At 70.7% G+C, this 14,264-nt stretch carries 11 protein-coding genes and 1 tRNA gene; 6 read left to right on the top strand and 6 right to left on the bottom strand.

Features of this window, described 5'->3' with window-relative positions:
• The first annotated feature begins 7 nt into the window (after positions 1-7).
• From E4198_RS12620 to E4198_RS12610, 3 genes are all read left to right on the top strand, one after another.
• A complete protein-coding gene (locus E4198_RS12620) occupies positions 8-640 on the top strand; it encodes an aminodeoxychorismate/anthranilate synthase component II (protein ID WP_136183239.1) in 633 nt (210 codons plus the stop codon).
• Positions 637-2,217 (top strand): class E sortase, encoded by a 1,581-nt coding sequence (locus tag E4198_RS12615; RefSeq protein WP_136183238.1) that lies wholly within the window; start codon positions 637-639, stop codon positions 2,215-2,217. The genes E4198_RS12620 and E4198_RS12615 overlap by 4 nt, the downstream gene beginning before the upstream one ends.
• A 201-nt stretch (positions 2,218-2,418) precedes the next feature.
• Positions 2,419-3,102, top strand: coding sequence for a class E sortase (locus E4198_RS12610; protein WP_247597915.1), 684 nt, complete (start codon positions 2,419-2,421; stop codon positions 3,100-3,102).
• 100 nt (positions 3,103-3,202) lie between these two features.
• Here the strand turns inward: E4198_RS12610 and pknB are convergent, their stop codons facing one another.
• From pknB to E4198_RS12580, 6 genes are all read right to left on the bottom strand, one after another.
• A complete protein-coding gene (gene pknB, locus E4198_RS12605; protein ID WP_136183236.1) occupies positions 3,203-5,188 on the bottom strand; it encodes a Stk1 family PASTA domain-containing Ser/Thr kinase in 1,986 nt (661 codons plus the stop codon).
• Positions 5,189-5,322: 134 nt separating this feature from the next.
• Positions 5,323-6,792 carry a penicillin-binding protein 2 gene (locus E4198_RS12600; RefSeq protein ID WP_136183235.1) on the bottom strand — a complete coding sequence of 490 codons (1,470 nt, stop codon included), beginning with the start codon at positions 6,790-6,792 and terminating at the stop codon, positions 5,323-5,325.
• Positions 6,789-8,192 carry an FtsW/RodA/SpoVE family cell cycle protein gene (locus tag E4198_RS12595; protein WP_136183234.1) on the bottom strand — a complete coding sequence of 468 codons (1,404 nt, stop codon included), beginning with the start codon at positions 8,190-8,192 and terminating at the stop codon, positions 6,789-6,791. Before E4198_RS12595 ends, E4198_RS12600 begins: the two co-directional genes overlap by 4 nt.
• Positions 8,193-8,207: 15 nt before the next feature.
• Positions 8,208-9,797 (bottom strand): PP2C family serine/threonine-protein phosphatase, encoded by a 1,590-nt coding sequence (locus E4198_RS12590; protein ID WP_136183233.1) that lies wholly within the window; start codon positions 9,795-9,797, stop codon positions 8,208-8,210.
• Between the two features lie 27 nt (positions 9,798-9,824).
• The gene (locus E4198_RS12585; RefSeq protein ID WP_136183232.1) at positions 9,825-10,331 is read right to left on the bottom strand and encodes an FHA domain-containing protein; all 507 of its coding nucleotides are present in this window, start codon (positions 10,329-10,331) and stop codon (positions 9,825-9,827) included.
• A 10-nt stretch (positions 10,332-10,341) separates the two neighbouring features.
• Complete coding sequence (locus tag E4198_RS12580) at positions 10,342-11,190, bottom strand: DUF3662 and FHA domain-containing protein (protein ID WP_136183231.1); 849 nt, start codon at positions 11,188-11,190, stop codon at positions 10,342-10,344.
• A 375-nt stretch (positions 11,191-11,565) separates the two neighbouring features.
• Between E4198_RS12580 and E4198_RS12575 the strand changes: the two genes are divergently transcribed.
• The 3 genes from E4198_RS12575 to E4198_RS12560 all read left to right on the top strand — a co-directional run bounded on the left by E4198_RS12575 (position 11,566) and on the right by E4198_RS12560 (position 14,257).
• Positions 11,566-11,652: transfer RNA gene (locus E4198_RS12575), tRNA-Leu, on the top strand.
• Between the two features lie 570 nt (positions 11,653-12,222).
• Positions 12,223-12,669: a MerR family transcriptional regulator gene (locus tag E4198_RS12565; RefSeq protein ID WP_136183230.1), complete on the top strand. Its 447-nt coding sequence runs from the start codon at positions 12,223-12,225 to the stop codon at positions 12,667-12,669.
• Positions 12,662-14,257 (top strand): peptide chain release factor 3, encoded by a 1,596-nt coding sequence (locus tag E4198_RS12560; RefSeq protein ID WP_136183229.1) that lies wholly within the window; start codon positions 12,662-12,664, stop codon positions 14,255-14,257. The genes E4198_RS12565 and E4198_RS12560 overlap by 8 nt, the downstream gene beginning before the upstream one ends.
• Positions 14,258-14,264: the final 7 nt, after the last annotated feature.

Below are 14,264 nucleotides of genomic sequence, written 5' to 3'. Positions count from 1 at the left end.
CGGATCCATGGGCGCGCGGATTCTCGTCGTGGACAACTACGACAGCTTCGTCTTCAACCTCGTCCAGTACCTCCACCAACTCGGCGCCGAGTGCGAGGTGGTGCGGAACGACGAGGTGCGCACGGAGCACGCACAGGACGGCTTCGACGGCGTGCTGCTGTCGCCCGGGCCGGGAACGCCCGAGGAGGCCGGGGTGTGCGTCGACATGGTGCGGCACTGTGCCGGGACCGGCGTGCCGGTGTTCGGGGTGTGCCTCGGGATGCAGTCCATGGCCGTCGCCTACGGCGCGGTCGTCGACCGGGCCCCCGAGCTGCTGCACGGCAAGACCTCCAGCGTCGCCCACGAGGGGCACGGCGTGTTCGCCGGTCTCCCGTCGCCGTTCACCGCCACCCGCTACCACTCGCTCGGTGTGGAGCGGTCGACCGTGCCGGAGGCCGACCTGCGGGTCACCGCCTGGACGGACTCCGGCCTGGTGATGGGGCTGCGGCACCGGGAACTGGCCGTCGAGGGCGTCCAGTTCCACCCCGAGTCGGTGCTGACCGAGTGGGGGCACCGGATGCTGGCCAACTGGCTGACCGAGTGCGGCGACCCGGCCGCGGTGGAGCGTTCCACGGGGCTCGCCCCCGTCGTGGGCACGTGACGCCTCCGGGGAACGGCGACCCGTACCGCGATCCGTACGGGCAGGACGGGTACGGGCAGGACGCCCCGTACGGCACGGACGCGTACGGCTCGGACCCGTACGGGGCCGGGGAGCAGCGCGCGCCCCGGGAGGAGCCGGCCTGGAACCCGGAGCCCTACGCCTACCCGTACGAGCGCCCGGCGCAGGACTACCGGGCGGCCGTCGACGCGCTCGCCGACCCGCTGAACGACCCGCTGCCGTCCTCGGGCGCGGAAGCCGGGCCGCGGGTGCCCTCCTGGGCCCCGCAGGCCACGGACACCCCGCAGGCACAGGCGCCGCAGCCGCCGCCGGGCGGGCCGGGTGGGGCGGACGAGGGCCCCTCGCCGTGGTTCCGCCCCTCACAGCCGCAGCAGGGGCAGCAGCAGAGCCGCCCGCCGCGGCACCCGCAGCAGGGGCAGCGGGCGGCCCACCGGTCGCCCGCTGCCCACCCCGGCCCGCACGCCGAGCAGCCCGCCGTCCCGTCGCAGCAGTCCCTGCCCGGCGTACGGCCGGTGGCCCCCGGTCATGGGCGGCCGCAGCAGCGGCGTCGGCCCACCGACGTGGACGAGACCGCCGCCCTCCCGGCCGTCGACGTGCCCGACGGGCCCGGTCCCCGGCGACGTCGGCCCGAACGAGATCGCGACGACCGGGACAGGCGGCCCGCAGCTGCCTCGGACGCCTCCGGAACCGGCGCGGCCGCGCCGGACGACGACGAGCACCGTACGGTCGCGCTGCGCCGCCCCAGCGACACCGAGCTGGGGGGCCGTGCCGCCCGGCGCAAGGCCGCCGCCAGGGGGCGTGGGGGCCGTCGTGGCGCCCCCGCGGAACCCTCACGGCCCATGACGCGACTGGAGGCCCGCCGGGCCGCCAGAGCGGCCAAGGACGGACCCGTGGTGCTCCTCAGCCGCGCCATCGGCGAGGTGTTCATCACCTGCGGCGTGCTGATGCTGCTCTTCGTCGCCTATCAGCTCTGGTGGACGAACGTGCTCGCCGGCCAGTACGCGGGCGGCGCCAAGGACAGCCTGACGCAGAAGTGGGAGGAGAACCCGGAGCGCAAGCCCGGCGCGTTCTCCCCCGGCCAGGGTTTCGCGCTGCTGCACATACCCAAGCTCGACGTGGTGGTGCCCGTCGCGCAGGGCATCGACAAGCAGTCCGTCCTGGACAACGGCCTGGCCGGGCACTACGACGAGAAGTCCGGCCTGAAGACCGCGATGCCGTGGGACGAGCAGGGCAACTTCGGCGTCGCCGGTCACCGCAACACCCACGGTGAGCCGTTCCGGTACATCAACCGCCTCGTCGCCGGCGACGAGATCATCGTGGAGACCGCGGACACCTACTACGTCTACGAGATGTACAGCCGGCTCCCCTCGACCACCCCCGCGAACACGAGCGTGCTGGATCCGGTGCCGCCCCAGTCGGGCTTCAAGGAGCCCGGCCGCTACCTCACGCTGACCACCTGCACGCCGGAGTTCACCTCGAAGTACCGGCTCATCGTCTGGGGCAGAATGGTGGACGAGCGTCCGCGCAGCGAAGGCAAGCCGGACGCTCTCGTCGGGTAGCGGCACTCCCGGCGCAGGGGGCTGAGCATGTCGAGGGGAAACGGGCGGTCAGCGGTGACACGGAACGCGCAGGACGTCGGGGCCGAAGAGGACGTCAGGAGCGACGCGGGGCCGGACCGGGAGCCGCGGGCGGAACGTTCCGCCCGCGCCGCCCGTGAGCGCCCTCCGCACAGCGGTCGTCGCCGCCGGGGCGTCCGCCGGATCGCCGCCGTCGTCAGCGTCGCCGGCGAACTCCTCATCACCGCGGGGCTGGTGCTGGCGCTGTTCGTCGTCTACTCCCTCTGGTGGACGAACGTTGTCGCCGACCGGCAGTCCGACGAGCAGAGCGACCGGGTGCGCGAGAGCTGGGCCGCGAGCGAGGACCGCACCGAGCCCGGCGAACGGGGCCCCGGCGAGCGGAACCTGAAGACCGGCATCGGCTTCCTGCACGTGCCCGCGATGTCCGACGACGACATCCTCGTCACCAGGGGCACCGACATCGGTGACCTCAACAAGGGCGTCGCCGGCTACTACACCGATCCGGTGAAGTCGGCGCTTCCCTGGGACCAGTCCGGCAACTTCTCGCTCGCCGCCCACCGCGACGGGCACGGCGCCAGGTTCCACGACATCCACGAGATCGACGAGGGCGACCCGATCGTGTTCGAGACCGAACACACCTGGTACGTCTACGAGGTGTACGAGATCCTCCCGGAGACCTCCAAGTACAACGTCGACGTGCTGGCGGACGTCCCGAAGGTGTCGGGGAAGACCGAGGAGGGCCGCTACATCACGCTGACGACGTGCACGCCGATGTACACCTCCGAGCACCGCTACATCGTGTGGGGCGAGTTGAAGCGCACCGTCCCCGTCGACGCCGACCGCACCCCGCCGTCGGAGCTGCCCTGAGGCGGCGCGGCCGGAGGGCGCGACCGGGCGTGGGACGCGGCGAGGGCCGGGCTCGTGACGAGCCCGGCCCTCGCCGGTGGAGCGTGCGGTGCGCCGCGGGTCAGTCGTCGTCGCCGCGCCGGTCGCCGCCGGGTCCGCCGAAGAACCCGCCGTTGTCGCCACCGGGGTTGGGCGCGGCGTAGAGCGTGACCACTGATCCCTGCGGCGCCTGTGTGCCCGGTGCCGGGTTGGTGTTGACGACCTTGGCTTTCGGGTCGGTCGACCCCTGCACCTGGACGGAGAAGCCTGCGCCTTCGAGCTCCGCCTTGGCATCCTTGACCGCCTTGTTCCGCACGTCCGGCACGGCGGTGGGCTGCGGGGTGGCCGGGGCCTTGGCGACGGTGAGGACGATCGTGCTGCCCGGGGCGGCCTGGCCGGTCGAGCTCTGCTCGATGACCTGGTCCGCCGGGGTGCCGGGGCTGTCCTTCTCCTTGCGGGCGACCTCGAAGCCGTTCTGCTGAAGCTGGGACGCGGCCTGGTCGTAGGGCTTGCCGACCACGTCCGGCACGGTGGTGAGGCTTTCCTTCGCCACCGTCAGGGTGATGGTCGCGCCGCGGTCGGCCTTGGAGCCGCCGGCGGGGTCCTGGCCGAGGACGGTGCCGACCTCCTCGTCGGACTCCTCGTCGACCCGCTTCACCTCGAAGCCGGCCTCCTGGAGCTCTTCCTCGGCGGCGTCGTAGTCGTCACCGTCGACGTCGGGGACCTCCAGCGGAGCCGGGCCCTTCGACATGATGATGGTGATCGTGTCGCCCTCGGTGACCTGATCGCCCTCGGCCGGGTCGGTCTTGCAGACCGTCTTCTTCTCCTGCTCGCAGTACTCCGCCTGGCCCTTCTGGACCTCCAGTCCGCGGCCCTCGGCCGCCGACTGGGCATCGGCGTAGCTCTGCCCCGCGAGGCTCGGCATCTCGAACGTGGCGTCGTCGTTGTTGCCGCCGAAGATGACCTGCCCCATGAAGATGGCGCCGATCAGCACCAGCACCAGCGCGACGATCAGCAGGATCGTGGAGGTGCTGCTCTTCTTGCCGCCGCGGCGCCCGCCGCGGCCGTCCTCGTCGTAGTAGCCGCCGTCGTCGTCGCGCATCGGCGGCAGCATGGACGTACGGGCGTCCTGGGTGCGCAGCGCGGTCGTCGGGCGGTCGTCGTGGTCGGAGTAGCCGCCGCCGGAGGCGTAGCCGACCGAACCCATGGCGGCGGTGGCGGCGACGGGCTGGCCGTCGAGGGAGGCCTCGATGTCGGCGCGCATCTCGTCGGCGCTCTGGTAGCGGTAGTCGGGGTCCTTGACCAGGGCGCGCATGACGATGGCGTCCTGGCCGGGCGTGATCTCCGGGTCGAACGCGCTCGGCGGTGTCGGCTCCTCGCGCACGTGCTGGTAGGCGACGGCGACGGGGGAGTCTCCGACGAAGGGCGGCCGGACGGTGAGCAGCTCGTAGAGCAGGCAGCCGGTGGAGTACAGGTCGGAGCGGGCGTCGACCTGCTCGCCCTTGGCCTGCTCGGGGGAGAGGTACTGGGCGGTGCCGATGACGGCCGCGGTCTGGGTCATCGTCATCCCGGAGTCGCCCATGGCGCGGGCGATGCCGAAGTCCATGACCTTGACCTGCCCGTTGCGCGTCAGCATGACGTTGGCGGGCTTGATGTCGCGGTGGACGATGCCGTTGCGGTGGGAGTACTCCAGCGCCTGGAGGATGCCGATGCACATCTCCATGGCGCGCTCGGGCAGCAGCTTGCGCCCGGAGTGCAGCAGTTCGCGCAGCGTCGAGCCGTCGACGTACTCCATCACGATGTACGGGATGGACACCTGGTCGACGTAGTCCTCGCCGGTGTCGTAGACGGCGACGATGGCCGGGTGGTTCAGCGAGGCCGCGGACTGGGCCTCGCGACGGAACCGGGCCTGGAACGACGGGTCGCGGGCGAGGTCGACGCGGAGCGTCTTGACCGCCACGGTGCGTCCCAGGCGGGTGTCGTGGGCGAGGTACACCTCGGCCATCCCGCCTCGGCCGAGCACCGAGCCCAGCTCGTACCGGCCGCCGAGGCGACGCGGCTCTTCCATAGTCTCCAGCCCTCTCCGTCTTTCCGGGACGCCCCCTGGCGTACGGGCGCCGGCGGTGTGCTGCTCGGCATACGGTACCGGCACGCTTCCCGGGGGTTCACGTGACCGGGGTCACCCTTCGCGGGGTGCCCGGTTCACGGCTTTTCCTCAAGTACGGCCTCCATCACGGCCTTGGCGACCGGAGCGGCCAGCGTGCTGCCGCCGATCTCGTCGCGGACTGTGTCGGAACTCTCGATGACCACCGCGACGGCCACCGGCGACTCGCCGTTCTGGTCCTTGGCGTAGCTGACGAACCAGGCGTAGGGCTTCTCGCTGTTGCCCACGCCGCGCTGCGCGGTACCGGTCTTGCCGCCGACCGTGTAGCCGGGGATCTGCGCCGATTCGCCGGTGCCCTCGCTGACGACGGTCTCCATGCCCTCCTGGAGCTTTTGCGCGGTGGCGCCGGACATCGGCTCGCTCAGCTCCTCCGGCTTGGTCTCCTCGATGATGTCGAGGTCGGGGGAGCGGAGCTTGTCGACCATGTACGGCTGCATCAGGGCGCCGTCGTTGGCGATGGCGGCGGTGACCATGGCCATCTGCAGCGGGGTGGAGGTGACGGAGCCCTGGCCGATGCCGGCGTAGGCGTTCAGGTCGGGCTCTGCCTCGGGGAATCCGCTGGCGACGGCGCGGACGGGGACGAACTGCTGCTCGTTGAAGCCGAACTTCTCCGCCGCCTCCTTCATCTTCTCGTTGCCCAGCTCCTCGCTGATCTTGGCGAAGACGTTGTTGCAGGAGTACTGGAGCGCGACGCGGATGGAGGCGTTCTTGCAGGGAATGGTCTCCGACCAGTTGGGCAGCTCGTTCCCGGAGATCGGCGCCTTGTACGGGCTGGGGGAGTCGGTCTTCCCGTCGAGGGTGTACTCACCGCTCTCCAGCGCTGCCGCGGCGGTGACCAGCTTGAAGGTGGAGCCGGGCGGATAGGTCTGCCGCAGGGCCCGGTTGAGCATGGGCTGCGAGGCGTTGTTCTCCTTCTGCAGCGAGGTCCAGGTCTGCTGGTCGTCGTCCGACATGCCGGCGATCTTCGACGGGTCGTACGAGGGGGTGTTCGCCAGTGCGAGGATCTCGCCGGTCTGCGGGTCGATGGCGACGGCCGCGCCCTCCTTGCCCTGGAGGCCGTCGAACGCGGCCTTCTGGGCGGACGGCAGCAGGGTGGTGGTGACGTTTCCGCCGCCCTGCTTCTCGCCGGTGAGCATGCCGATCGTGCGGTCGAAGAACAGCCGGTCGTCGGTGCCGGTGAGGAACTCGTCGTAGACGCCCTCAAGGAGGGTCTCGCCGTAGATCTGGGCGGAGAAGCCGGTGACCGGCGCCCACATCTCGCCGTTCTTGTACGTCCGCTTGTACGCGAAGTCGCTGGCTTCGGTCTTGGTGGAGCCGGTCAGCGGCGTGCCGTCGGCGGCGAGGATGTCGCCGCGCGGCTGGCTGTAGCGCGCGATGAGGCCGCGGCGGTTGTTGTCGTCGCTCTGGAGTTCGTCCGCCTGGACGAACTGGAGCCAGTTGGCGCGGGCGAGCAGTGCGAAGATCAGCACGCCGGCGAAGATCGCGATGCGGCGCAGGGGCTTGTTCACGGGCGGACCACCTGGGTCATTTCTGCGTCGGGTGAGGGCGCCGGGGCGGGCGCGGGACGCCGTGCGGTGTCGCTGACGCGCAACAGGATGGCGACGAGCGCCCAGTTGGCGATCACGGACGAACCGCCCTGCGCCAGGAAGGGCATCGTCATGCCGGTGAGCGGGATCAGCGCGGTGACGCCGCCGGCGACGATGAAGACCTGGAGGGCGAAGGCGCCGGAGAGGCCGATGGCGAGGAGCTTGCCGAACGGGTCGCGGGCAGCGAGTGCCGTGCGGACGCCGCGCTCGATGAGCAGGCCGTAGAGGATGATGATCGCCATCAGGCCGGTGAGGCCGAGCTCCTCGCCGGCGGTGGCGAGGATGTAGTCGCTCTTCGTCGCGATGCCGCCGATGAGGCGGGAGAAGCCCTGGCCGAGCCCGGATCCGAGCAGTCCGCCGGAACCGAACGCGTAGATGGCCTGGGCCGTCTCCGTGACGCCGCCGTTCGGCGCCAGGGCCGTCGGGTTCAGCCAGTTCTCGACGCGGTCCCCGACGTGGTCGTTGAAGGAGGCGACGAACACGGCGCCGCCCGCGGAGAGCAGCAGGCCGAAGACGATCCAGCTGGTGCGCTCCGTCGCCACGTACAGCATGATCACGAACATGCCGAAGAACAGCAGCGAGGTGCCGAGGTCGGTCTCGAAGACCAGGATCAGCATACTGAGGACCCAGATCGCGAGGATCGGGCCGAGGTCGCGGCCGCGGGGCAGGTAGAGGCCCATGAAGCGGCGGCTGGCCAGGGCGAGTGCGTCCCGCTTGACCATGAGGTAGCCGGCGAAGAACACCGCGATGATGATCTTGGCGAACTCGCCGGGCTGGAGCGAGCCGACGCCGGGGATGGTGATCCAGATCTTGGCGCCGTTCACCGCGGGGAAGAACATCGGCAGGGCCAGCAGTACCAGCGCGAGGACCATGGAGATGTAGGTGTAGCGCTGCAGGACGCGGTGGTCCTTGAGGAAGATCAGCACGGCCACGAAGAGGCCGATGCCGATCGCGGACCACAGCAGCTGGCCGGGTGCGGCGTCCGGCGGCTTCAGGTACTCGACCTGGTCGAGGCGGTAGATGAGCCCCAGCCCGAGGCCGTTGAGCAGCATCGCGATGGGCAGCATCAGCGGGTCGGCGTACGGCGCCCACTTGCGGACGACCAGGTGGCCGCAGGCGGCGAGGGCGGTGAGGCCGAGGCCGTAGCCGAGCATGCCGGCGGGGAGTTCGCCGTCGAGGGCGAGACCCACGTTGGCGTAGGCGAAGACCGGGATCAGCACCGCGAAGACGAGCATGGCCAGCTCGGTGTTGCGCCGGCTGGGGAGGCCGCCGGAGGAGACCGTCGTATTGCTGCCGGTGTTGATGTTGAGGTTGCTGCTCATACGCTGTCCGGTCCCCTACGGCGTGGTGCACTGCTGGGCGAGTTCACGCTGCTTCTCCGACATGCTGGGGCCGGGCGAAGGCGAGGGGGAACTCTGGCTGTCGGAGGGGCTGCCGGCCCGGTCGCCGCCGCTCTGACCGCTGCCCTGGCCGTCGTTGCGGTCGTTCTGGCGCTGGCGCTGCTCCTTCTCCTGCTCCTCGCGGGCCTTCTGCTGCTCCTCGGCGAGACGGCAGGCCTCGGTCTGGGCGCGGAGTTCGCCGATCTTCTCCTCGGCCTGGGCGAGGTCGTCGGCGGTGATGGACTCCTCGAGGCGCTGCCGCTGGAAGGTGGTCAGGTACTGCAGCGGGACGTCCGGGTGATCCTCGTGCACGCTGCTGAGGCTGATGCCGGCCAACTCCTGGCTGATGCCCCGGTAGACGGCGACGTGGTCGCCGTTGGAGCCGACGTAGTACTGCTTCTGCGTCCAGGACCAGCCCGCGTACACGCCGCCGCCGAGGACGGCGAGGACGAGAGCGATGATCAGCGAGCGCTTGATCCAGCGCCCCCGGGAGCGCGGTTTGACGAAGTCGTCCTCGGTGAAGCTGCCGAATGATCCGGTGGCGGGCGGTGTGCCGGGGCCGTGGCCGCTGCCGGGCGGGCCGAAGCCGCCGTCCTGCGGGGTGCCGTGCTGCCCCGGGGTCTGCTGCGGCGGCACGGCGGGGCCGGAGCCGCCGCGGCCGAGTTCGGCGGCGCGGGCGGCGGGCGTGTGGGCGTCGCCGCGCAGCTGGGTCTGGTTCTCGGCGACGGCGCCGACGATGACCGGGGTGTCGTTGAGCTGCGTGGCGGTGCCGTCCTCGGCGTCCACGTCGAGGACGTCGGCGACGATGCAGGTGATGTTGTCGGGGCCGCCGCCGCGCAGCGCGAGCTGGATCAGCTCCTGCACGGTCTCCTGCGGGCCGTGGTAGCCGGCGAGGGTGTCCTCCATGGTCTGGTGGGACACGACACCTGACAGGCCGTCGGAGCAGACCAGGTAACGGTCGCCGGCCCGCACCTCGCGGATGGACAGGTCGGGTTCGACGTGGTCGCCGCTGCCGAGGGCGCGCATCAGCAGCGAACGCTGCGGGTGCGTGGTGGCCTCCTCGTCGGTGATGCGTCCCTCGTCGACGAGCTTCTGCACCCAGGTGTGGTCGGCGGTGATCTGGGTGAGGCGGCCGTCGCGCAGCAGGTAGGCGCGCGAGTCGCCGACGTGCACCAGGCCGAGCCGGCGGCCCGTCCACAGCAGGGCGGTGAGCGTGGTGCCCATGCCCTCGAGCTGCGGGTCCTCCTCGACCATCACCCGGAGCTGGTCGTTGGCGCGGCGCACCGCGTTGCCCAGTTCGGTGAGCAGGTCGGAGCCGGGGACGTCCTCGTCCAGCTGCACGATGGTGGAGATCACCTCGGAGCTGGCGACCTCGCCGGCGGCCTGGCCGCCCATTCCGTCGGCGACGGCGAGCAGCCGGGGTCCGGCGTAGCCGGAGTCCTCGTTGTGCTCGCGGATCATGCCGTCGTGCGATCCGGCGGCGAAGCGCAGTGACAGACTCATGCGCACCTCGCCCGTCGGCTCCGGGTACATCCGCACGGTGCCCACCCTCCGGTCGTCATGTCTTCGGCCTGTCTACTTCCGCAGCTCGATGACCGTCTTGCCGATACGGATCGGCGCTCCGGGCGGAATCGGCGTCGGTGTGGTGAGTCGGGACCGGTCCAGGTAGGTGCCGTTGGTGGACCCGAGGTCCTCCACGATCCACTGCCCGTCGCGGTCGGGGAAGATCCTGGCATGGCGGCTCGAGGCGTAGTCGTCGTCCAGCACGATCGTGGAGTCGTGCGCGCGGCCGAGGGTGATCGTCTGGCCCTGGAGCGCGACTGTGGTGCCGGTCAGCGACCCCTCGGAGACGACCAGCTTGGTGGGGGAGCCGCGGCCGGAGCGTCCGCGGTTCCTGCCCGACTGCGGCCGCTGCTGCGGCGCCTGGCGCTGCTGCGGACGTGCGTCGGGGCGCCGTGCGCCGCGCTGGGTCACCCGGGTGCCGAACAGGTCACTGCGGATGACCTGTACGGCCACGATGACGAACAGCCACAGCACGGCGAGAAATCCCAACCGCATGACCGTCAGGGTCAGCTCTGACATTGCCCCCGCTTCACCCTTCGGCTTGCCGGTAAATGATCGTGGTGCTGCCCACGACGATCCGTGAGCCGTCGCGGAGCGTAGCGCGTGAGGTGTGCTGTCCGTCCACCACGATGCCGTTGGTGGAACCCAGATCCTGCACGTGCGCCCCTCCGCCGCCGCCCTGGACGCGGATCTCGCAGTGCCGGCGGGACACCCCGGGGTCGTCGACGCGGACGTCGGCCTCGGTGCTGCGGCCCAGGACCATGCTGCCGCCGGAGATCTGGTGGCGGGTGCCGTTGATCTCGACCCAGCGGCGGGTTTCGGCGCGCGGCAGCGGCCCGCCGGGGCCGCTGCCGGGGGCGTGCGAGGGCATCGGGGGCGCCCCCGGCGGACGCGGGGGATAGCCTGCGCCGCCGCCCGGTCCGGTGGGGGGTGCGCCCATCTGACCGCCCGCTCCGGCGGGTCCGGAGCCGCGGTCGGCGCTGCCGCCGCGCGGCTGGGAGGTGCTGGAGGCCAGCGTGCGGCTGCGGACCCGGTACAGGCCGGTGTCGAGGTCCTCGGCCTTCTCCAGGTGCACCTTGATGCTGCCCATGAAGGTGTAGCGCTGCTGCTTGGCGTAGTCGCGGACCATGCCGGCGAGCTCGTCGCCGAGCTGGCCGGCGTACGGGCTGAGGCGGTCGTGGTCGGGTGCGCTGAGTTCGACGATGAAGTCGTTGGGGACGACTGTCCGCTCGCGGTTCCAGATCGTCGCGTTGTTGTCGCACTCGCGCTGGAGGGCGCCGGCGATCTCGACCGGCTGCACTTCCGACTTGAACACCTTGGCGAAGGTGCCGTTGACGAGACCTTCGAGTCGCTGCTCGAACCGCTTCAGAACTCCCACGGTGCACCTCCTTCCCAGATGGCCGCCGCTCTAGTACGACGCCTGCGCTCCCAGTGTGACGGGCTTCAGTGTGACCGAACCTGGGCACACCGCGCCCCGGTACTGCTTACTGATCGTATCCACGCGCGGGGATACCGGCTGGTTCCCGGAGGTGTCCCCGTGGCCGGTGTCGCCGCTCACACCCCCCCCACACCCTCGCACGATGGTAGGGGGCGGGCGGGCGGCGCCGGTGGACAGTGTCCCTCAGCGGGGCCGTGCGGGGTGCGCGGAACGGATGTGAATCCACCCCGTCATGCGTGCTAACGTGTGCGACGTCGGAAGGCGCCGCGAGGGGCCGGTCGGCGGACTTCTCCGCAAGAGTGGGGAAGCACCCGGGCGCGGGTGGCGGAATAGGCAGACGCGCTGGATTCAGGTTCCAGTGTCCGAAAGGACGTGGGGGTTCAACTCCCCCCTCGCGCACCAGAGGAGCACCGACGAAACGGGCTCCTCCCGGTGACGGAAGTCACCGGGAGGAGCCCGTTTCGCTGTGTCACAGTCGGCGACTTTCTGTGTGGGCACCCTGCGGTGAGCGATGGCCACTGCTCCGGTGGCTTGTCCCGCGGATGTCCTGCTGCTGGTCGGCTTCGCCTGACGCTATTGCGCCTGTTCGCGTGGGCGAGCTGGAAAGCGAGCAGAACGGTCTGGGCGGCGATGCCCCTGACGCGGGCGACTGCCGGGCTGCTCGATGGGCTCGTCCAGGTGGCTCCTGGTGAGGCCGTTGAACCCCTCCACGCTGTTGCGAAGGCGGAAGTAGATCTTCTTCCATGCGGCTGTGCCGTAGTCCAGGGGCTGCGGCATCCCACATCTCCGGCTCGTGCCCGGCGTGGGGGCGGCTGCGGTGTTTAGGCCCGGAGAGGCCTTCCCGTCCGGTCGAAGTGGCGGAGCATGGTGCCGGCCGTGCGGACCGTGCCGGGGCTGACGGAGATCGGGACGGTCCCTGACGCCTCACACCTTACCTTCACGAGAGGGTAGTGTTGTGGTCGGGAGGTGGTCATGGCACAGCGGCTGATGCGGATCGGGGAGGTGTCGGAGCGTACCGGGCTCTCGCTACGGACGATCCGGCACTACGAGGAGGTAGGAGTCATCGGCCGGACCGAGCGCAGTGACGGCGGATTCCGGCTGTACACCGAGGCGGAGGAGCGTCGGCTGAAGCTGGTGCGCCGGATGCGGCCGCTGGGGTTCCGGCTGGAGGACGTGCGGTCGTTGTTGGACATTCTGGAGAAGATGCCCGCGTCGAGGGGTCCGGAGCCGGAGACGGACGCGGGTGCGCATGCGGATCTGGTGGCGAGGTTGGACAAGTACTGGCAGGAGACGGACGCGCGGTGTGAGGATCTGCGGCGGGAGTTGGCGGCGGCGGAGGATTTCGCCCGCTCGCTGCACGGGCATATCGCGCGGTTGACGGCCGTGTCCCCGGACGGGGCGGTGGGACGCGGTGAGTGACGGTACGCCTGCGGGAGAGGCGGCGCGGCGGCGTACGTTCGCGGTGATCTCGCATCCGGACGCGGGGAAGTCGACTCTGACGGAGGCTTTGGCGCTGCATGCGCATGCGCTGACGTCGGCCGGCGCGGTGCACGGCAAGGGCAGTCGGCGCGGGGTCGCTTCGGACTGGATGGAGATGGAGCAGGCCCGGGGTATCTCGGTGACCTCGGCGGTGCTGCAGTTCGCGCATCGCGGGCAGGTGCTGAACCTGCTGGACACCCCCGGCCACGCAGACTTCTCCGAGGACACCTACCGGGTGCTGGCCGCCGTGGACTGCGCGGTGATGCTGATCGACGCCGCCAAGGGGCTGGAGGAGCAGACCCGCAAACTCTTCGATGTGTGCCGCCACCGCGGAATCCCGGTGATCACCTTCGTCAACAAGTGGGATCGCCCCGGTCGGGACGCGCTGGAGTTGATGGACGAGATCGAGAGCGAGTTCCGGCTCCGTCCGACTCCCGTGACCTGGCCCGTCGGTATCGCCGGACACTTGAGTGGCCTGATCGACGCCCGCGACCCCGAGCGGATGATCCGTTACACCCGCGCCCCGGGGGGTGAGAAGGAGGCCGTCGAGGAGACCTACCCGGCCGACCGTGCGGCCGGGGAGTTCGAAGAGGACTGGGCCACGGCCCGCGACGAACTCGCGCTGCTGCGGGAGACCGGCGCCGGACACGACCCCGGCGACTTCCTGGCCGGCAAGTCCACCCCGGTCTTCTTCGGCGCGGCGATCTCCAACATCGGTGTGCGGCTGCTGCTGGATGCCGTCGTCGACATGGCGCCTCCACCGGCAGCCCGGGAGCTGGAGGCCGGCGGTGTTCGGCCGGTGGACGCGCCGTTCTCCGGGCTGGTGTTCAAGGTGCAGGCCAACATGGACCGCGCGCACCGGGACCGGATCGCCTTCGTGCGGGTCTGCTCCGGCGTCTTCGAACGCGGCATGACCGTCACCCGGGCCGCTACGCGCAAGCCCTTCGCGACCAAGTACGCCCACAGCGTCTTCGGACAGGACCGCTCGGCCGTGGAGACCGCCTACCCCGGGGATGTCGTCGGCCTGGTCAACGCCACCGCGCTGCGCGTCGGTGACACCCTCTACAGCGGGCAGCGCGCGGTGTTCCCGCCGATGCCCACCTTCGCGCCCGAACACTTCGCCGTCGTACGCCCGGTGGACATCGGCCGGTCCAAGCAGTTCCGCCGTGGTATCGCCCAGCTGGACGAGGAAGGCGTGGTGCAGGTGCTGGTATCCGACCGCCGCGGGGACCAGGCACCGGTGCTCGCTGCTGTCGGGCCGATGCAGTTCGACGTTGTCGCGCACCGCATGGAGTTCGAGTTCTCCGCCGCGGTACGTCTGGAGTCGCTGCCGTACGGCACCGCACGGGCGACCGACCAGGAGGGCGCGGAGGCGCTCAGCCGCTCCCGACTCGTGCACGGCGAGGGCATGCGGCGAGTACGCGACGGCACCTGGCTCGGGCTCTTTCCCAGCAAGTGGCACATCTCCTCCTTTCAGAGGGAGTTCCCCGGCTCGCCGCTGGAACCACTCATCGCAGCCCACCAGTAGAGAAAGC

Source organism: Streptomyces sp. RKND-216, from assembly GCF_004795255.1.
GTDB classification, from domain to species: Bacteria; Actinomycetota; Actinomycetes; order Streptomycetales; family Streptomycetaceae; genus Streptomyces; species Streptomyces hazeniae.
The sequence above is the reverse complement of the archived record's forward strand: the minus strand, read 5'-3'. Positions and strand labels throughout refer to the sequence as shown.

Coding starts and splice junctions, on each gene's coding strand:
- E4198_RS12620 (WP_136183239.1), top strand. CDS start 8: ATGGGCGCGCGGATTCTCGTCGTGGACAACTACGACAGCTTCGTCTTC.
- pknB (WP_136183236.1), bottom strand. CDS start 5,188: ATGGAAGAGCCGCGTCGCCTCGGCGGCCGGTACGAGCTGGGCTCGGTG.
- E4198_RS12595 (WP_136183234.1), bottom strand. CDS start 8,192: ATGAGCAGCAACCTCAACATCAACACCGGCAGCAATACGACGGTCTCC.
- E4198_RS12585 (WP_136183232.1), bottom strand. CDS start 10,331: ATGTCAGAGCTGACCCTGACGGTCATGCGGTTGGGATTTCTCGCCGTG.
- E4198_RS12565 (WP_136183230.1), top strand. CDS start 12,223: ATGGCACAGCGGCTGATGCGGATCGGGGAGGTGTCGGAGCGTACCGGG.